The 18,339-nt window shown below is 35.3% G+C and carries 16 protein-coding genes; 9 read left to right on the forward strand and 7 right to left on the reverse strand.

Annotated elements, in window-relative coordinates; genetic code table 11:
• Position 1 precedes the first annotated feature (1 nt).
• The 4 genes from IEV84_RS01660 (at position 2) to IEV84_RS01675 (ending at position 5,900) form a co-directional block, all read left to right on the forward strand.
• Positions 2 to 1,957: a PKD domain-containing protein gene (locus IEV84_RS01660; protein WP_188491786.1), complete on the forward strand. Its 1,956-nt coding sequence runs from the start codon at positions 2 to 4 to the stop codon at positions 1,955 to 1,957.
• Positions 1,958 to 2,115: 158 nt separating this feature from the next.
• On the forward strand, positions 2,116 to 4,680 hold the full coding sequence (locus IEV84_RS01665) for a CHAT domain-containing protein (RefSeq protein ID WP_188491788.1): 2,565 nt from the start codon (positions 2,116 to 2,118) through the stop codon (positions 4,678 to 4,680).
• Positions 4,677 to 5,114 carry a retropepsin-like aspartic protease gene (locus IEV84_RS01670; RefSeq protein WP_188491790.1) on the forward strand — a complete coding sequence of 146 codons (438 nt, stop codon included), beginning with the start codon at positions 4,677 to 4,679 and terminating at the stop codon, positions 5,112 to 5,114. The genes IEV84_RS01665 and IEV84_RS01670 overlap by 4 nt, the downstream gene beginning before the upstream one ends.
• A 21-nt stretch (positions 5,115 to 5,135) precedes the next feature.
• Positions 5,136 to 5,900, forward strand: coding sequence for a hypothetical protein (locus IEV84_RS01675; protein ID WP_229732568.1), 765 nt, complete (start codon positions 5,136 to 5,138; stop codon positions 5,898 to 5,900).
• Positions 5,901 to 5,973: 73 nt separating this feature from the next.
• Here IEV84_RS01675 and IEV84_RS01680 read toward each other — a convergent pair whose 3' ends face one another.
• From IEV84_RS01680 to IEV84_RS01695, 4 genes are all read right to left on the reverse strand, one after another.
• On the reverse strand, positions 5,974 to 6,765 hold the full coding sequence (locus tag IEV84_RS01680) for a ThuA domain-containing protein (RefSeq protein WP_188491792.1): 792 nt from the start codon (positions 6,763 to 6,765) through the stop codon (positions 5,974 to 5,976).
• Between the two features lie 29 nt (positions 6,766 to 6,794).
• Positions 6,795 to 7,211: an endonuclease domain-containing protein gene (locus tag IEV84_RS01685; RefSeq protein ID WP_188491794.1), complete on the reverse strand. Its 417-nt coding sequence runs from the start codon at positions 7,209 to 7,211 to the stop codon at positions 6,795 to 6,797.
• 324 nt (positions 7,212 to 7,535) lie between these two features.
• Positions 7,536 to 8,750: a 2-oxoglutarate dehydrogenase complex dihydrolipoyllysine-residue succinyltransferase gene (gene odhB, locus IEV84_RS01690; RefSeq protein ID WP_188491795.1), complete on the reverse strand. Its 1,215-nt coding sequence runs from the start codon at positions 8,748 to 8,750 to the stop codon at positions 7,536 to 7,538.
• 189 nt (positions 8,751 to 8,939) lie between these two features.
• Positions 8,940 to 11,729: a 2-oxoglutarate dehydrogenase E1 component gene (locus tag IEV84_RS01695; RefSeq protein WP_188491796.1), complete on the reverse strand. Its 2,790-nt coding sequence runs from the start codon at positions 11,727 to 11,729 to the stop codon at positions 8,940 to 8,942.
• A 116-nt stretch (positions 11,730 to 11,845) separates the two neighbouring features.
• On the opposite strand from IEV84_RS01695, the gene IEV84_RS01700 reads away from it, so the two are divergent.
• The gene (locus tag IEV84_RS01700) at positions 11,846 to 12,391 is read left to right on the forward strand and encodes a hypothetical protein (protein ID WP_188491797.1); all 546 of its coding nucleotides are present in this window, start codon (positions 11,846 to 11,848) and stop codon (positions 12,389 to 12,391) included.
• Between the two features lie 77 nt (positions 12,392 to 12,468).
• On the opposite strand, the gene IEV84_RS01705 is transcribed toward IEV84_RS01700, so the two are convergent.
• Genes IEV84_RS01705 through IEV84_RS01715 form a run of 3 tightly spaced genes read right to left on the reverse strand, consistent with a single transcriptional unit; the run spans position 12,469 to position 14,537 of the window.
• Positions 12,469 to 12,825: a hypothetical protein gene (locus IEV84_RS01705; protein ID WP_188491799.1), complete on the reverse strand. Its 357-nt coding sequence runs from the start codon at positions 12,823 to 12,825 to the stop codon at positions 12,469 to 12,471.
• Positions 12,826 to 13,560 (reverse strand): hypothetical protein, encoded by a 735-nt coding sequence (locus IEV84_RS01710; RefSeq protein WP_188491801.1) that lies wholly within the window; start codon positions 13,558 to 13,560, stop codon positions 12,826 to 12,828.
• 2 nt (positions 13,561 to 13,562) lie between these two features.
• Positions 13,563 to 14,537 (reverse strand): polyprenyl synthetase family protein, encoded by a 975-nt coding sequence (locus IEV84_RS01715; RefSeq protein WP_188491802.1) that lies wholly within the window; start codon positions 14,535 to 14,537, stop codon positions 13,563 to 13,565.
• Positions 14,538 to 14,731: 194 nt separating this feature from the next.
• On the opposite strand from IEV84_RS01715, the gene IEV84_RS01720 reads away from it, so the two are divergent.
• The 4 genes from IEV84_RS01720 to IEV84_RS01735 are packed head-to-tail and all read left to right on the forward strand — an operon-like array spanning position 14,732 to position 18,291.
• Positions 14,732 to 15,253, forward strand: a complete 522-nt coding sequence (locus tag IEV84_RS01720; protein ID WP_188491804.1) for a YceI family protein — start codon at positions 14,732 to 14,734, stop codon at positions 15,251 to 15,253.
• A 32-nt stretch (positions 15,254 to 15,285) separates the two neighbouring features.
• On the forward strand, positions 15,286 to 15,882 hold the full coding sequence (locus tag IEV84_RS01725; protein ID WP_188491806.1) for a TetR/AcrR family transcriptional regulator: 597 nt from the start codon (positions 15,286 to 15,288) through the stop codon (positions 15,880 to 15,882).
• The gene (locus IEV84_RS01730) at positions 15,882 to 17,222 is read left to right on the forward strand and encodes a TolC family protein (protein WP_188491807.1); all 1,341 of its coding nucleotides are present in this window, start codon (positions 15,882 to 15,884) and stop codon (positions 17,220 to 17,222) included. Before IEV84_RS01725 ends, IEV84_RS01730 begins: the two co-directional genes overlap by 1 nt.
• 1 nt (position 17,223) lies before the next feature.
• Positions 17,224 to 18,291 (forward strand): efflux RND transporter periplasmic adaptor subunit, encoded by a 1,068-nt coding sequence (locus IEV84_RS01735; protein WP_188491809.1) that lies wholly within the window; start codon positions 17,224 to 17,226, stop codon positions 18,289 to 18,291.
• Positions 18,292 to 18,339: the final 48 nt, after the last annotated feature.

Below are 18,339 nucleotides of genomic sequence, written 5' to 3' on the forward strand. Positions count from 1 at the left end.
CATGAGACCACTACTATCTATGCTCTTTCTTCTTTGTTCTTTGCTCTTATTTTCCCAAAAAAAAGTCAAAGATACCGTTACCCGAAGAGCCACTATAACTTATAATCAAAATGGAAATAGTGTTTCATACAAACCCGAAACACCGCCACTAATCCCCATTGCCGGTGCACCAAAACCCAGTTTTTCTTATCTATGGGAATTTGGCGATGGTACTTACAGCAAGGCTCCCGAACCTAAACATACTTATAAGAACAAAGGAACTTACAACACCCGACTAACCGTAACCAACAATTACGACAACGGAAAACCGCCCGCTACCCGACCAAAAAAAGTAGTTGTTAATGACATATCAGATAAAAATTTTGACGAAATAGCCTCCGTTGCAGACCAAAATGGTTTTGCCCTTCAAAAAAACTGCGATCCAATCCCTGATCAGGAAATGGAGCTAATCCTAAGTTATCAAAATCTGGAGAACTATGTTACAAGCGGAAAAATCTATCTGTTTTACAACGAAAAACAATTCAAAGACAACAACTTTGAATTAAGCAGTTTCCGAACCTATGCCGGCGAAAGAGAAGTAAAAGAAAACAACTTCGCAGCTGTTAACGACCTCGATAAAACAAATACTTATTTAGCCTCAAACGACAATTCTTTTCCAATAAAAAAATACCTAAACACCACCACCGAAGAAGATTTGGACGCGAGTTTAGCCGAAGCACATAAAACCTTCAAAAACGTTTCAATCTTAGAATTTGACGAAGCTAATCCGCAGGAAACCCGCAATGTTTTTTATACTTTCAAAACCACTCCCGAAATGCTGAAAGACACCAGTGCTACCATAACCATGCGCGGAATTTATGTCCCAAATCGCAGTTATAAAAATCATAAGGTAAAAAATCTGGAAATGGAAATTGTTACTTCCCACGACCCCAACAAAATGGGTTCTAACGGAAGTTTCATGAATTACCGCTTGGTGCGTTTTAAAAGGGTCAATTTCAAAACCCGCTTTCAAAACAACGGCGAAGGTCCGGCAAGAATGATTCGTCTGGAAACTGATATTCCGGATATGTTTGACAAAAAAACATTCCAAATTGAAGACATGTATCCCAAATGCCCCATTTGCCCTAAAGACGAAATCCCAACTGTGAGTTGTCTGGATACCATTATCAAACAAAAACAAATCTTCTTTACGTTTAAAAATATTTACCTGCCGGGAAGCGAACAAAAAAATGTAAAAGAAAAAGACAGTACCAAGGGTTTTGTGAAATATTCGATGAAATTCAACGAAGACTTTCACAAGGTAAATACCCGAAGCAGAACCGCCATTATTTTCGACAAAAACGAACCCATAATCACCAACTACGCCACTACCCGATTCCTTCCCGGAATTTCCATTGGTGCCAAAGCCGGTTATAATTTTTATCCAAACTTAGATAAATCCAGAAGTTATTTTGTGGGTGCTACTATTTCGCCGTACAAATCCTATCGTCTCTATTGGCAGGCCGAATTAATTAATAGTATCCATGATTTCAATTCAGCCATTAACATTACTACAAGTTTTGTAACCACTAGCAATGGAGTTCGTCAACCTGTCCGAACTACAAAAACCACAGCCTATTCTAATTTCAACAATGAAATTCCGTTACTGGTTCGTTACAATATCAACAATTTCATTGGTATTGGTGCCGGAGTTCAAGCCAATATTAATGCTTCTGAAAAACAAGAGCAACATACGAAAATCGAATATTTCGAATCAGATAAAATAGATATGGCACCTTATAAAACAGAAGAAAACAGCATCTCCAACAGTAAAACCTTTAGCAATTTAAAAACCGGATTACTGTTTGATTTAACCGTTGGTGCAGCCCGCATCGGCCCGAGTTTAGGAGCGCGCTATGTGATGAATTTCAAAGAAAATTTCAATTATGTTCAAGTGTATGGAATATGGAAGTTTTAGTTTTGTTTAAACCACATAAGTCACAAAAGTTAATCTTGTCATTCCGACGAAGGAGGACACGAGCGATAGCGAACTGGCGAAGCAATCTCATCAAGTGGGATTCCTCCTTCGTCGGAATGACAAGCTGTGTTAAAACTATTTTCACTACATTAATTCTGTTGATAACACAATTTACTTTTGCACAAAGCATCACTTTAGAAGATAAAATCTACAATACCGTTGATGCTTTTGTTGCCAATCCCAATGAAGAAAGTTTAAAAAAACTGGAGTCTTTCAGTAAAAACATCTCAACGCTTACAAAAAACAAAAACGAACTGCTGGCATTGGTTGTTTTACACTGCAACAAAGCCTATTACGAAAATCAATTTAACCAACTTCAAAAAGCCGTTTCCAGCTATGAAACCGCTTGGAAAACCTACCAAAAATACCATCTCAAAGACTATGATATAGTCGAATTCTGCCTGAAACCTTTGGGCAATTTATACACTATCATCGGCGATTATGACAATGCCGAAAACACCATCAAACAATATTACTACATTGCTACCCAACAAAAAAACCAACAGCAACAATATGCTGCCGTACTCAATTTATCGAATGTATATCAAAATTCGGGACGCATAAATGAGGCGATTGATTTACTTGAAAAAACTATTCGAAACGAAAAATTATCGAATACTCAAAAAGGGATTTTATTGAATAATTTGGGGAACAATTACCTCTTAAGAAATATAAATAAAGATCCTTCTAACGCCGAAAACTCCTTTTTAAAAGCAATTCCTCTATTAAAACAAGACAAATCACAACAGGAAGCATTAATAAACAGCTATCTCAATTTATACAAACTTAGCATCAATTTTCGTCGAAATGAAGCATTGAATTATTACGAAAAAGCAAGGGTGATTTTTGAAAATCTACACAACAAAAGTCCAAGGTACAAGGCTCAATTCTATTTAGAAAAAATTCATTTACTATTAGAACAAAACAAATTAACAGAAACTCAAACCGTACTCAAAACCGTTTTTAAAACCTTAATCCCGAATTATTCTATACAAAAAGGCATTCTGCCAAAAAAGAATGACCTCTACGCCGAAACTATCTTACTTGATGCGCTTGACTTTCAAGCCGAACTGTTTAGCATACAAAACAGACCAAAAAAAGCATTGGAAAGTTATACTCTTGCTTTTCATATTGAAGATTTATTTCAAAACCTCATCGTTTATGAAAATTCAAAAATTATCACCCAAACGCGAAATCGAAAACGCATTGAAAAGTGTGTTGCGATTTACCAATCTTTATTCGAAAAAGAAAAAAATCAAAGTTACATCGAAGATGCATTTCAATTGGTCGAAAAAACAAAGTCTGTTGTTTTAAAGGAGCGAGTAAAGAACAATTTCAAAACTTCTTTCAAAGAAAAAGCACTATTACAACAGTTGGAAAATCAAAATACCACTATCCTCAAAGAACAACAAAAAGGAGATTTGGCTAACATCGAAACAATAAATAAAGCGATCCAAAAGCAAAATGAATTGATGTTGCAACTAAAACAAATTCAAGTTAAAACCTCTGAAAAATTGAATAAAAATATCAATTTGAATGATTTATATACCCAATTAAAAAAAGACGATGCTATTATGGTTGAATATTTTTGTGGAACAGAAAAAGCATATTCATTTACTATTCAAAACAGCAAAATTTCTATGAGACCTTTTTGCTACGACATTTCTATGATATGTAACACTCCTATTATAACATTTATAAGCTTTTTTCATAATGCAAATACAATTACTGAATATCTTGATTTATTCAAAAAAGAAGCTTTTGCGACTTATAGAGTATTGCAACTTCCAAAAAAAACTAACCACAAAAACCTCATCATCATTCCCGATGGAATTTTGAATTTCCTTCCTTTTGAAGCTTTAATCACAAAAGAATCTTCAACAACTAATTTTGCCCAAATGCATTATTTGTTGAACGATTACAACATTGGTTATCAAAATTCGGCTCAGTTTTATTTGGCTGCAGACCAAAATAAAAAACAGCAAAAAGAAACCGTTTTAGGCATTTTTCCCGTTTTCGAAAATACACCTTATACACTGACTTATTCGAAAGACGAATTGCATTCGATTCAGAAGAATTTCAACGGAAAGTATTTTCAAAATACGACTGCTACTTTTAAAAATTTCAAAAAAAATGCTGCTGATTACGGTATTTTACATCTTTCCACCCACGCCTCATCAGGCGATATCGAAACTCCGGCAAGCATTAAATTTTACGATCAGGAAATCCTGTATTCCGAATTATATCATCTAAATCTTAACCCTGATTTGGTGGTTCTAAGTGCCTGTGAAACCGGAATCGGCAAACTATTCAAAGGCGAAGGAAGCATGAGCATTGCCCGCGGATTTCAATTTGCCGGAGCGCAAAACCTGTTGTTTTCGTTATGGAAAGTCAACGATTACACCACTTCGATTTTTATGGATTCTTTTTATCAAAATATCAAAAACGGTCAATCTTATCTGGAAGCCAATGCGAACGCTAAAAGGGATTTCTTAAAAAACTCCGCTGTTTCCAACGCTAAAAAATCACCTTATTACTGGAGTGCTTTTGTGTATTATGGTGATTTACAGACCAACAATGAATCAAATACTTATATTTTTTATATATTTGGTATATTGATTTTAATTGGTTTACTTTTGATTTTCAATCGCTACAGAAAATGAAAAACCTACACGAAATCCTAAAAAAGCATCAATACAAAAAAGTCAAATTTAAGATTACCAAAACCCAACATCTATTAATAAAAGCCAAAATAAACGGAGTTAAAGGGAATTTTATTTTAGACACAGGAGCTTCTAATAGCTGCGTAGGCTTTGAACACATTGAATTATTTAATTTAAACGCCGAAGATTCCAAAACCAGAGCTTCGGGAGCGGGAGCAACAGGAATGTTGACACAAACGGCTACAGCTAATAAATTAGAGCTGGGAACATGGAAAAACCACAATTTTGATTTGATAATTTTTGACATGTCTCATGTCAATGAAGCCTTGACAGCCTACAAATCAAAAACGGTAGATGGAATTATTGGCGCTGATGTATTATTAAAAGGAAAAGCCATAATAGATTATGCCAATTACTATTTGTATTTGCTATAACCAACCTTAAACCAAAATAACATGAAAAACAACTACTTTAAAGCGGCAGCTTTTGCCCTGACAATGCTTTTGTTTTCCTGTTCTACCCAAGACTTAACAGACGAAAGTCAAGACCCTTCGACAACGACTAATTCAAGTACTACCAAAATGTCAAAAATGGCCCCTACGAAACCTACAGCTCCAAAAATTTGGGAATTTAATGATTTAAATGAATGGGAAGATGCCACCCAGGTAGGAAATCCAAATTATTTTATTGATACAAACAATGGTTACCTTCATCTTTTTACCAATGCCAATACCTGGGACAGAACCAAAGTAAAATCGGTTGCTACCTACGCTACCGGAAGTTATTCCTGGAGAGTTTATGTACCGACAATGGGGGTAGGTGATATGGCAAGTATTGGTGCTTTTTTATACAATAATGATACGCACGAACTCGATTTTGAAATTGGCTACGGCAATCGGGCAATCCGTCAGCAATTAAATGCCGCTTCAGATGAGCTAATTGTTTATAATACTTCACAAGCGAATCCGTATCATTCATTTCAAAGCAAAATCAAAAGAGAACAATGGTACACGCTAACCATTGAATTGGCCTTAAATTCCAAGAAAAAATACGTTACTACCTGGAAAATTGACAATGTAGTTTTATCATCCGCAACTCTTACTTACGGCACAGCAACTAAATTTAAAATTTTCTGTAGTGTCGAAAATCTAACTTTTATAGGAGATCATATTCCTTATACACAAAACTACGCCTTATTCGACTGGGTAGAGTTCAAATAAAATCATCACCTTTATTTAACCGCAGATTCGCAAATTAAAAAAAATAAACCTGTGGTTAATTTTTTAAAACTATTTATTTACTTTTTGATTTTTTCTTCGAATGAGATTCTTTTGGATTTTCTCCTAAAGCCCACAAAAGTCCGCCTGTAAGATGCTGAACAAATACAGGATCGCCATAATCCTTACTGTCATGTCCAAGAGCCGTATAAAACACCCTGCCTCCTTCAAATTCATGGCACCAGGCCAATGGTAAATAATCTCCAAAAGTACGCCCCGGATAGACCTCTTTTTCACTGTCTTTCACTGTTCGCATATCGGCAGCTAAAAGGATCTGATTATTAGGATTAAATTCATTCATATAGTAACATTCATCTTCTTTTTTCCATGTTTCACCTAACATCGAAGTCGCTGGATGATTTTTATTAATCACTTTTATTTCGAAAGGCTGAAAAGCCGGATGCCTTTTAAATTTTCCTCCTACCATTGCTGCGTACCAAGGCCAGTCTTTTTCAGAATCAGATGCACTGTGAACACCTACAAAAGCGCCTCCACGATGAATATAATCAACCAAGGCCTGTTTTTGCTCTTCGGTATCAAAAATATCATTACAGGTATTCGAAAAAACCAGACAGCTGTATTTTGCCAGATTTTCAGTATTCATTACTGCCGGATCATCAGAAACATCCACAATCAGATTATTTGCTTCAGCAATTTTTTTCCAGGCCTCCACACTGAAAGGAATATTTTTATGCACATAGCCTTTGCCGTTTTTGGTATAAACCAAAATTCGTTTTTTAGCCGGCGGATTTGCAAAAACTGAACCTAAACCCAAAACAACGGTGAGCAATAGTAATTTGATTTTCATATTTTTCTTTTTATATCATTTTATAATAATTAACCGAATTCCTGAATAATATAATTTTCTAATTCTTTCATCACATTATCCAAATCGTGTTTCACTCTAAAATCAGAAATCCTGTAAACATGTAATCCTAAATTAGTCAAAAACACCTCTCTCATGGTATCGTATTCTTGTTTACCATCATGACTCGAACCATCAATTTCTATAATCAACCCAAGCGACTTTACATAAAAATCAACAATAAAACTACCTATAATTCGCTGCCTGTCAAAATCAACAGACCAAAAAGTATTATTTCGTACTTGTCTCCAAAAAATAACTTCCGACAAAACTCCCGCTTTTCGCAAGGCTTTTGCTCTGCCAGATAATGCTTTATTACGCGGTAATATCCCGACACTTCTCCTGTAAATAGGTTTCTCATGAATATAAGTAACAATTTCAGGTTTCATAAGCTGATTTGTTTTTTGTTTCAAGTATAGTAACCACCCCGCCCTACGGGCACCCCTCCTGAGGAGGGGAAATTTAGCTTTCTTAAAAAAACGCATTAAAAATAAACGCTATACTTAACCTTCTCCACTAATCCTGAGAAGGAAAAACTTAGTTTTCTTAAAAAAACGTATTATAAATAAACGTCACCTTCCCCTCTTTTTAAGAGGGGTGCCCGTAGGGCGGGGTGTTATTTACGCATAATACCATTTCCGAATATAAAAAGAAAATCCCAAATTCCTTAAAAATTGGAATTTGGGATTTTAAATATTTTGAATTCTCTTTTTTTACAATTCAAATGCTTTTTTAGGGTTTCCACCGCAAAGCAATTCAACCGGGTTTTCTAAAGCTTCTTTAACAGCAACTAAGAAACCAACAGACTCACGACCGTCGATAATTCTGTGGTCATAAGATAAAGCGATGTACATCATTGGATGAATTTCAACCTTACCGTTTACAGCAATAGGACGCTCGATAATGTTATGCATTCCCAAGATTCCAGACTGTGGAGGGTTGATGATTGGCGTAGACAACATAGAACCAAATACACCACCATTAGTGATTGTAAAAGTACCACCTGTCATATCATCAACAGTAATTTGACCATCACGAGCTCTTAAAGCCAATCTTTTGATTTCAGCCTCAATTCCACGGAATGTTAAATTCTCAGCGTTACGAACAACAGGAACCATTAATCCTTTAGGTCCGGAAACCGCGATAGAGATATCACAGAAATCAAAACCAATTTTGTGGTCACCGTCCATCATAGAGTTTACATCAGGGAACAATTCTAAAGCTCTTGTTACCGCTTTTGTAAAGAATGACATATATCCTAAACCTACACCACCATGTTTTGCTTTGAATGCGTCTTTGTATTCATTACGCAATTGGTTGATAGGTGTCATGTTTACTTCATTGAAAGTAGTCAACATGGCTGTTTCGTTTTTAGCAGCAACTAATCTTTCTGCCACTTTACGACGTAGCATTGATAATTTAGTACGCTCCACACCACGGCTTCCACCTGTAGGAGTTCCCATTGATGGAACAGCATTTACTGCATCGTCTTTAGTGATTCTTCCACCTTTACCAGTTCCAGTTACAGTTGCGGGTTCGATATTTTTCTCGTCTAATATTTTTTTAGCTGCCGGAGATGGAGTTCCAGTTGCATAAGTAGCTGCTGGTGCTGCAGGAGCCGCTGGCGCAGGTGCTGCTTTTGGCGCTTCAGCTGCAGGTGCTGGCGCTGGCGCAGATCCAGATGGTTTAGCTGCAGAAGTATCAATATGACAAACTACTGCTCCTACTGCTACTGCATCACCTTCTTCTGCTTTAAGAGTAATGATTCCACTTGCTTCTGCAGGTAATTCTAATGTAGCTTTATCAGAGTCAACCTCAGCAATTGCTTGGTCTTTTTCTACATAATCTCCGTCTTTTACTAACCAAGTTGCAATCTCAACTTCTTTAATTGATTCCCCTGGTGATGGGACTTTCATTTCTAAAACCATGTCCTATTATTTTAAATTATGAATTTTATTTTTTTTAATTGTAAACTGTTATCTCTTTTGTTTTTTTATTCTAGCCCTGATAGCAGCGGCATCCTTTTTCTTTTTCCTTTAAAAAGAAAAAGATACAGCGTATAGCAGGAATAGCTTCTAAAAAATATTTTATTGCAATTGCTTCTTTTCTCGCAATGACTATCTAAATAAATTTTTATCAAATACCATTCTGATAGCATCAGCGTGACGACGTTTAGCTCTCGTATAACTTCCTGCTGCCGGTGCTGAATAGGCTTTTAATGAAGCTAATCTCCATTTTACCAAATCAAAGTTAGCTAACATATACGTATAAGCTCCCATGTTTTTAGGTTCCTCCTGTGCCCAAACATAATCATCAGCATTTGGATATTGTGCAATAATCGCTTTTAATTGCTCCACTGGTAATGGGAATAATTGTTCGACACGAACAACTGCCACATCATTACGACTATTGTTTTCTCTCTCGGCAACGATATCATAATAGAATTTACCTGTACAGAAAACTAATGTTTTCACATCTTTTTTGTTTACTGTAGTATCGTCGATTGTTTCCTGGAATTCACCATTAGCCAATTCTTCAACTGTTGACACACATCTTGGATCACGCAATAAACTTTTTGGAGAGAATACTACCAATGGTTTACGGTAATCTGTTTTCATTTGTCTTCTTAACAAGTGGAAAAAGTTAGCCGGAGTAGTACAATCAGCCACATACATGTTATGACGGGCACATAATTGTAAATAACGCTCCATACGTGCAGAAGAGTGCTCAGCACCTTGTCCTTCATATCCGTGAGGCAATAACATTACCAATCCGTTTTGATTGTTCCATTTGTCTTCGCCACAAGAAATGTATTGGTCAATCATAATTTGAGCACCGTTAGAGAAATCTCCAAATTGTGCTTCCCAAATTGTCAAAGAGTTTGGATTAGCTAAAGCATAACCATAATCAAATCCTAATACTCCGTATTCAGATAAGAAAGAGTTGAAAATACGGAAATTTCCTTTTTTATTCTCGATTTTGTCTAACAATACTACTTCTTCTTCAGAATCTTCTACTTTCACAACCGCATGACGGTGAGAGAAAGTACCACGTTCTACGTCCTGTCCAGAGATACGAATATCAAAACCTTCTGTCAATAAAGATCCGTAAGCCAATGCTTCAGCAGTTCCCCAATCTAAGGTATTATTGTCATAACCTGCTTTTCTGTCCGTAACAATTTTTCTAATCTTGTTGATGAATTTTTTATCTTCCGGTAAAGAAGAAATCGTGTTGATAATAGAATCTAAAGTAGCTCTATCTACTTTTGTATCTACTTTTTGTAACATCACATCATCAGAAACTTGTTTGAATCCTTTCCATTCATCCTGCATAAACGGAGTGATGATAGTCAGGTCTTTTTTACGGGAAGCTTCTAAGTTATGATCTAAATCGTCTTTGTATTCTTTTTCTAAAGTTGACACTAAACTAGCATCGATAATTCCTTCAGATAATAATTTCTCAGCATAGATATCTCTTGGATTTCTGTGCTTAGCAATGATTTTATATAATAATGGTTGTGTAAAACGAGGCTCATCACCTTCATTGTGACCATATTTTCTGTATCCTAATAAGTCAATAAATACGTCACGTCCAAACTGCATTCTGAAATCCAACGCAAACTGCATCGCGTGAACTACAGATTCTGCATCATCAGCATTTACGTGTAATACCGGAGATAATGTCACCTTAGCAACGTCAGTACAATAAGTAGAAGAACGAGCGTCTAAGTAGTTAGTTGTAAAACCAACCTGGTTGTTGATTACAATATGGATTGTTCCTCCTGTTTTGTAACCATCTAACTGAGCCATTTGGATGATTTCATAAAGAATACCCTGTCCTGCAATAGCAGCATCCCCGTGAACGGCAATAGGTAATACTTTAGAAAAATCCCCAGGGAAATATTTATCTTGTTTTGCTCTGGTAATACCCTCAATAACAGCACCTACAGTTTCTAAGTGCGAAGGGTTTGGAGCTAAATTGATATTGATTTTTTTACCTGACTTAGTGATTTTGTCAGCTGTAAGTCCTAAGTGGTATTTTACGTCACCGTCAAAATACTCCTGATCGTAATCTTTACCATCAAATTCAGAGAAAATATCCTGAGTAGATTTACCAAAGATATTCGCCAAAACGTTCAAACGACCACGGTGAGCCATTCCCATTACAAATTGCTCTACTCCTTTTTCGGCAGCTCTTTCAATCAAAGCGTCCAAAGCAGGAATGATAGATTCTCCTCCTTCAAGAGAGAAACGTTTTTGACCTACATATTTAGTATGCAGGAAGTTCTCGAAAGAAACTGCCTGATTTAATTTATTTAAAATTGCCTTTTTCTCATCAGCATTAAAAGTAGGACGATTTTCATTAACATTTAATCTGTCCTGAATCCAGTCTACCACTTCCGGACGACGAATATACATATACTCGATACCAATATGCTGACAATAAACAGTAGTTAAGTGATTGATAATTTGAGACAAAGTAGAAGGTTGTAAACCTAATATTTTTGCTGCATCAAAAGTAGTATTCAAATCAGCTGAACTCAAACCGAAGTTCTCAATATCTAAAGTTGGCGAAAAAGTTCTACGCTCTCTAACCGGGTTTGTTTTAGTAAACAAGTGACCTCTGGAACGGTATCCGTCAATTAATTTTACAACTTTAAATTCTTTTTGAAGTTGCTCAGAAATTTTACTGTTATCTGCAGGAGCCGAAGCCACTGAAGATGTTGAAGCTACTTCTCTAACGTATTGAACTGGATTTTCATCGTTATAAGTTTCCATTCCGAAATCGAAACCTTGAAAAAAACTTCTCCAGCTTGGCTCTACGCTATCTGGACTATGTAAATATTGCTCGTATAATTGTGCGAAAAACTCGGTATGCGCTGCATTTAAAAATGAAAACCTATCCATAATGTTACTGAATATACTTTTTGTTAAAATAGTTTGGCAAAAGTACAATAATCAACTAAATTTACTTGAAAATTAAAACACTTTTAACTGTTAAAATGTTAAAAACCTCAATACTTATGAGAAAAAAATACGCTTCAATCGTTTCAAAATCAATTTTGACTGCCTTATTAGTATTTATTTCTACTCAATTATCGGCTCAATATCAGGATTCAGGATTTAGGTCCAATAGTGATTTTTGGCAAAAAGTACAATTTGGAGGCGGATTAGGTTTAAGTTTCGGCAACCGATACACCGATATTTCGGTTGCACCAAGTGCTATTTACAATGTCAACGAATATTTTGCAGTGGGTCTGGGTGCTCAATATACTTATGTAAAGCAAAAAGATTTTTACAACTCAAATTTATACGGAGGGAGTTTAATAACTCTGTTCAACCCCATTCCTGAAATCCAACTTTCGGCTGAACTGGAACAACTAAGAGTCAATGTTAAAGGAATTGGTACTAATAATTTCAGCGACAATTTTTGGAATACCGGTTTGTTTTTAGGCGCCGGTTACCGCAGCAATAATGTAACCATTGGCGCACGCTACAATATATTACATGATGAAAACAAAAGTGCTTACAGTGACGCCTTTATGCCTTTTGTGAGGTTTTATTTTTGAGACCCTAAGTTGCTGAGACTCTAAGCCACTAAGCTATTTATGATTCAAAAATCTAAAAACCTTAGCCACTTAGAAACTTACTTAAAATTATTTCGAAACCAGACTTTTTGCCATTCTCTTTTTAGTATCAAAAAAGCAACATCTTCGGCGAGAACGACTAAATCAGAACCATCGAGTTTTTTCACTTCTTCTTCTGAAACATCAATTACATAAAGCAAATTCAGATATTCGGCAAACTTGTACTGAATCAGTCGATAGATTTTTTCGTGCAACTGAATCTTTAACTCGTCAGGAGAAATACTCTTAGGAAAATCAACTCCTTCATTAGCCAGATTAAAATCCTTGTTTAACTGCTCTATTAATTTAAGATACAAATCCTGACTTTCAGCCTCTGAAAGTAATAAATCGGTTGATATTGGCGCAATGAAACTCATTTAAGAAGGTATTATTTGTTTTAATTTTTTATTTTTCCATAACGCCACCATTTTCACTAAAAGAACATCTCCTCCTGAATAGTAAAAAACAGCTCCCATAGGCGGATTGACCGTTGGGACGGACCCAAAAATTTTCGGAACCCATTTCCAACATTGAAAATAAGTTCCCGCTAACTCAATAAACACAACACACAGAGCGATAAAAAAATATAAATTTTGCCATTTTTTCCTTTTTAAAAGCAAAAAGAAAAGAACTCCGGAAATCAAAGAGAAAACATCATTCAGAAGAATCCCAACCAACACAAACAGCAACGAAAAACCAATTACGAAATATTTCTTTAAAATTCGCTCATTCTCAAATGCCCATTTTGTATGTGCAAAAACATAACCCGAAGCATACACTATTGCATGACCAAATGGGACATACAAAGGAATAGCATCATTCCTGTAATGGTACATTCCTAATAATTTACAAAAAATGATTTCTCCCAAATAAGACAAAAAAACCATTGTAAACATTAATTTCCTCAAATAGGAATCGGAAGCAAAAAAGAAAATCAGAAAATAAGCTATCGAAAGAACGTTTGTGATTTGCCTTCCGTCAAAATACCGTTCCGCAAACAATACCGAATCAATTCCCAGCGCAACAATAGTGAAAAAGGGAAACAAAAAAGCAAGCAGTAACTGCATCCCCGCATTCGGTTTTTCACTAAGGAATAAAATTCTGTTTATCATTTTTACACTTTACGCCCCATCAATCTCTGACCAAAAGCCCTCAGCATTTCTCTTCGGTCTTCTTTAATTTTCATTTGATCCAATAATTCAAAAGCTTTAAAAGTATAAGCTTCTATTGCTTTTTGCGTTGCCTCAGCCGCACCTGAATTAACGAATAATTCTTTTGTTTGCTCAATTTTAGCCGAATTATCAATCGCTTTATTCGAAAACAAATCACTTAGTTTTTGTTGATCGGCTTCGCCGGCAAATTCCATAGTTTTTAAATACAAATAGGTTTTTTTATTTTCGATGATATCACCTCCCACTTGCTTTCCAAAAGTTTCCGGATCACCAAAAGCATCTAAATAATCATCCTGCAACTGGAAAGCCAAACCTAAATTCAATCCAAAATCATAAATCAAATCGGAATTCTCAGTAGAAGCCTCCGCAATAATAGCACCCATTTTTATAGCTGCCGCTACCAAAACCGCAGTTTTATATTCAATCATTTTCATGTATTCGGGAATCGTCACATCCTGACGTGTCTCAAAATCAACATCCAACTGCTGACCTTCACAAACCTGCAAAGCGGTTTTACTAAACAACTTGGCTAACTTCCTGAAAATCTTTGGTTCGTAGTATTCAAAATATTGGTAAGCCAAAATCAACATGGCATCTCCAGACAAAATTGCCGTATTCGTATTCCATTTTTCATGCACGGTAGTATTTCCTCTTCTCAAAGGCGCATCATCCATAATATCATCATGCACTAACGAAAAATTATGAAAAACCTCAACCGCCAAAGCTGCCGGCAAAGCTTTTTTATACGAAACATCAAAAATTTCGGCACTCATAATAGTCAAAACAGGACGAATTCTTTTTCCCCCAAGTCCTAATATATAATGTATAGGTTCGTATAAATTTTTAGGCTCTTTAACTTCTAATTGTGACTGAAGATATTCTATTACAAATTCTTGATATTGACTAACGGAGTGCATAAACTTAATTTTGCGGCTAATTTACAGCATTCGCACTGGATTACAAACTTCGTTTATAAATGAAATGTTAAATTATCTTAAATACAACGGAAACTATTTTGGTGTTTAAAGTTTCCGTTCTATATTTGCACAGAATTTAACAATCAAATTCGTTAGCTAATAAATCCTTGAATACGACAAATAAATTAAGAAGCATGAAAACAAAGTGGAAAGTCAATTCAAACCAATCCGATGTTTTAATTCGAATGAAACATTCAATAATTGCCTATCTCGGAGGAACTGTGAATAATTTTGAGGGTCATGCCAATTTTAACAACAATGAAATTGAAGATGCCGAAATAGCCTTTTCATTAGATGTGAAAAACAGAGAGTCCAAACTGGAGCAGTTTAGCAACTATTTAAAACTAAACGATTTTTTTGATGTAAATAAATACCCAACCATCAGTTTTAAATCGACATCATTTCAAAAGATAAACAAAAACATCAATTTCTTAAAAGGCGATTTAACAATTAAAGACATCACCAAAACCGTCGAACTCGATGTGGAACTGATAGAAACAGATTCTTTAGACGGAAATAAAAAGCTGGCATTTGAACTTACCGCCGATATTAACAGAAAAGATTTCGGATTGGCATCGAATTCATTTCACTCCAACAACGGATTGGCAATAGGACAAGATATTAAACTGGTAGCTAATGTTGAATTTGGCATTTAACAACACAAAATATAATTATTGATTAAGAGAAAATGAAAGAGAAAATTGTATCAAAAGCAACAGACATGTTCTTGAAACTGGGTTTCAAAAGCGTAACTATGGATGATATTGCCGGAGAAATGTGTATTTCAAAAAAAACGATTTACAAATATTTTTGCAACAAAGAAAAACTCATTGAAGAAGGAACCGAGGTAATTCATCAAAACATACACAAACTGATGGATGAAGTTATTTCTAAGAACTACAACGCTATCGAAGAAAATTTTGAAATGCGTAAAATGTTTAAAGAAATGTTTCAATCCTTTGATCATTCCCCTGCCTATCAGTTAAAAAAACATTATCCTGATATTTATGAAAAAATGATGACTAATGAAATGGAAGATTGCCGACAAATGTTCTCTCAAAATATTGTCAAAGGAATTGAACAAGGACTTTACAGACCGAATGTTGATATAGTATCCGCGACACAATTTTATTACACATTAGTCTTTTCAATAAATGAAAATACTGTTTTAGAAAGAGACGCTTACGAACTGGAAGGAAAAGCATTGGAATATCATACAAGAGCAATTGCAACCGAAAAAGGAATTATCGAACTCGAAAAAAATTTACTTAATATAACTAAATAATGAAGCAATTACTAATAATAACCATTCTAACATTTGCAAGTATTGTAAATGCACAGGAAAAAACATCGCTAACACTCAAAGAGGCGATTAAATACGCCCTTGAAAACAAGGCAGATGCTAAAAAAGCAAAATTAAAAATTGAAAACAGCGAATACCAAATTCAGGAAGTACGTTCCAGAGCTTTGCCACAAATTTCGGCTAACGGAAATATGACTTACAATCCTATTTTGCAATTAAATGCTTTACCGGGAGATTTTTTTGGTGCTCCCGGAACTACACTTTTAGCACCCTTAGGACAAAAATGGACTTCTACAGCAGGCATTTCTTTAACACAGGCATTGTTTGACCAATCGGTATTTACAGGTTTAAAAGCAGCCAGAACTACTCGTGAGTTTTATCAAATAAACAATCAACTCACCGAAGAAGAAGTAATTGAAAGAGTAGCTAACAATTACTATCAGGTGTATGTGTTACGCCAAAAATTAGCCTTGGTGGAAACCAATTTAAAAACAACGACTAAAGTTCGTGACATTGTAAAAGGACAATATGATAACGGTTTAGCTAAAAAAATCGATTTAGACCGAATGACGGTGAACCTGTCCAATATCAACACCCAAAAACAACAAATCATCAATTCAGTTCAGTTACAGGAAAACGCACTGAAATTCTATATCGGAATGCCTATTGATGCTCAAATAGACATCCCGCAATCAGAATTTGAAGTAACTCCGGCTGCCTTTTCAGAAGCTCCGAATGTGGCTAACAGAAGCGAATTTTTAATATTAAAAAAACAAGAAGAATTACTAGAACTACAAAAAAAATCAGTGATCGCGGGTTATTATCCTACTCTTTCTCTTTCTGCAAACTACAACTACATTGGTCAGGGACCTGAAATGCCTTTATTTGCAAAACCTTCTAATGGTGTTTACTGGTCTGATTTCTCTTCCATAGGATTGAATCTGAGAGTACCTATTTTTTCAGGTTTTGGAACCAGAGCCAAAGTAAGACAGGCTGATGTGGAACTAAGAACCATTCAGGAAGATATTAAAGACACTCAGTTAGCATTGGATTTAGATTATAAAAATGCTAAAACTCAAATTGAAAACAGCATCATCACGCTTCAAAACCAAAAAGAAAACATGAGACTGGCTGATGAAATCCTCAAAAACATCAACAACAATTATTTACAAGGTTTGGCATCATTAACTGATTTACTGGATGCCGAAAATGCTTCTATCGAAGCTCAGAACAATTATACTGCGGCAATTTTAGATTACAAACTGGCAGAAATCAAACTTATCAAATCAAAAGGCGAACTAAAAACTCTTATCAATAAATAACATGAAAAAATACATAACTACCGGAATTGTCATTATAGCTTCACTAGCTTTAATAGGATTTATTTTAACGAAGAATAAAGCCGAGAACGAAGCAAAAATTGCTGTCGTTGCCGAAAAAAATGCCAGCGTATCTGTAAAAGTGGCTGCTGTAAAAACAGAAGAAGTTTCAATGGATTTTGTCGCTAATGGAAACTTTGAACCAAAACAGGAACTAAGCTTAGAAGCTGAAAAATCAGGAAAAGTAATTAAAGTTTTGGCTAAAGAAGGAGATCGTGTAACTGTAGGGCAAACTCTGGCTATTATGCGAGGTGATGCGATTAATGTTAATGCACAAGCTGCAGAAGCTGCTTACCAAAACGCAAAATCAGATTACAATCGTTTTGAAAATGCTTATAAAACCGGTGGTGTTACTAAGCAACAACTGGATCAGGCAAAAGTAGCTTTGACAAATGCTGAAGCCAACTACAAACAAGCAAAAATTAATGTAGGTGACACTAGAATTAAAGCTCCAATAAACGGAATTATTAATGCTAAAATGATCGAGCCAGGTTCTATGCTTTCTGCTATGCCTCCTACTAAAATGTTCGATATTGTAAATGTAAACACTTTAAAATTAAAAGTAACAGTAAACGAATCTCAGGTAGCAAACTTAAAAACAGGCAACAATATTACTGTAACCAGCAGTGTTTATCCTGACAAAGAATTCTCAGGAAAAATTACTTTTATCGCTGCTAAAGCTGACAGCAGTTTGAATTTCCCGGTTGAAATTGAAATTACAAATAATAGTAACAACGACCTTAAAGCAGGTATGTATGGGACTGCAGTATTCAAATCGGCACAACAAAAACAAACAATGACTGTAATACCAAGAACCGCTTTTGTAGGTAGTGTGAGCAGTAATCAGGTTTTTGTTGTCGAAAACGGAGTTGCAAAGTTAAAAACAGTTACCGCCGGAAGAATTCTGGGTGATAAAGTGGAAATCTTAAACGGTTTATCAGACGGAGAAACGGTTATCACAACAGGACAAATCAACTTACAGGAAGGAAGTAAAGTAGAAATCATTAAATAAGTTATATGTTAGGAGTTATATGTTAGAAGTTAAGACTTACTGGTTTTA

The organism is Flavobacterium palustre, assembly GCF_014639535.1.
In the GTDB taxonomy this organism is placed as follows: domain Bacteria; phylum Bacteroidota; class Bacteroidia; order Flavobacteriales; family Flavobacteriaceae; genus Flavobacterium; species Flavobacterium palustre.

Coding starts and splice junctions, on each gene's coding strand:
- IEV84_RS01660 (WP_188491786.1), top strand. CDS start 2: ATGAGACCACTACTATCTATGCTCTTTCTTCTTTGTTCTTTGCTCTTA.
- IEV84_RS01670 (WP_188491790.1), top strand. CDS start 4,677: ATGAAAAACCTACACGAAATCCTAAAAAAGCATCAATACAAAAAAGTC.
- IEV84_RS01675 (WP_229732568.1), top strand. CDS start 5,136: ATGAAAAACAACTACTTTAAAGCGGCAGCTTTTGCCCTGACAATGCTT.
- IEV84_RS01680 (WP_188491792.1), bottom strand. CDS start 6,765: ATGAAAATCAAATTACTATTGCTCACCGTTGTTTTGGGTTTAGGTTCA.
- IEV84_RS01685 (WP_188491794.1), bottom strand. CDS start 7,211: ATGAAACCTGAAATTGTTACTTATATTCATGAGAAACCTATTTACAGG.
- odhB (WP_188491795.1), bottom strand. CDS start 8,750: ATGGTTTTAGAAATGAAAGTCCCATCACCAGGGGAATCAATTAAAGAA.
- IEV84_RS01695 (WP_188491796.1), bottom strand. CDS start 11,729: ATGGATAGGTTTTCATTTTTAAATGCAGCGCATACCGAGTTTTTCGCA.
- IEV84_RS01700 (WP_188491797.1), top strand. CDS start 11,846: ATGAGAAAAAAATACGCTTCAATCGTTTCAAAATCAATTTTGACTGCC.
- IEV84_RS01705 (WP_188491799.1), bottom strand. CDS start 12,825: ATGAGTTTCATTGCGCCAATATCAACCGATTTATTACTTTCAGAGGCT.
- IEV84_RS01710 (WP_188491801.1), bottom strand. CDS start 13,560: ATGATAAACAGAATTTTATTCCTTAGTGAAAAACCGAATGCGGGGATG.
- IEV84_RS01715 (WP_188491802.1), bottom strand. CDS start 14,537: ATGCACTCCGTTAGTCAATATCAAGAATTTGTAATAGAATATCTTCAG.
- IEV84_RS01720 (WP_188491804.1), top strand. CDS start 14,732: ATGAAAACAAAGTGGAAAGTCAATTCAAACCAATCCGATGTTTTAATT.
- IEV84_RS01725 (WP_188491806.1), top strand. CDS start 15,286: ATGAAAGAGAAAATTGTATCAAAAGCAACAGACATGTTCTTGAAACTG.
- IEV84_RS01730 (WP_188491807.1), top strand. CDS start 15,882: ATGAAGCAATTACTAATAATAACCATTCTAACATTTGCAAGTATTGTA.
- IEV84_RS01735 (WP_188491809.1), top strand. CDS start 17,224: ATGAAAAAATACATAACTACCGGAATTGTCATTATAGCTTCACTAGCT.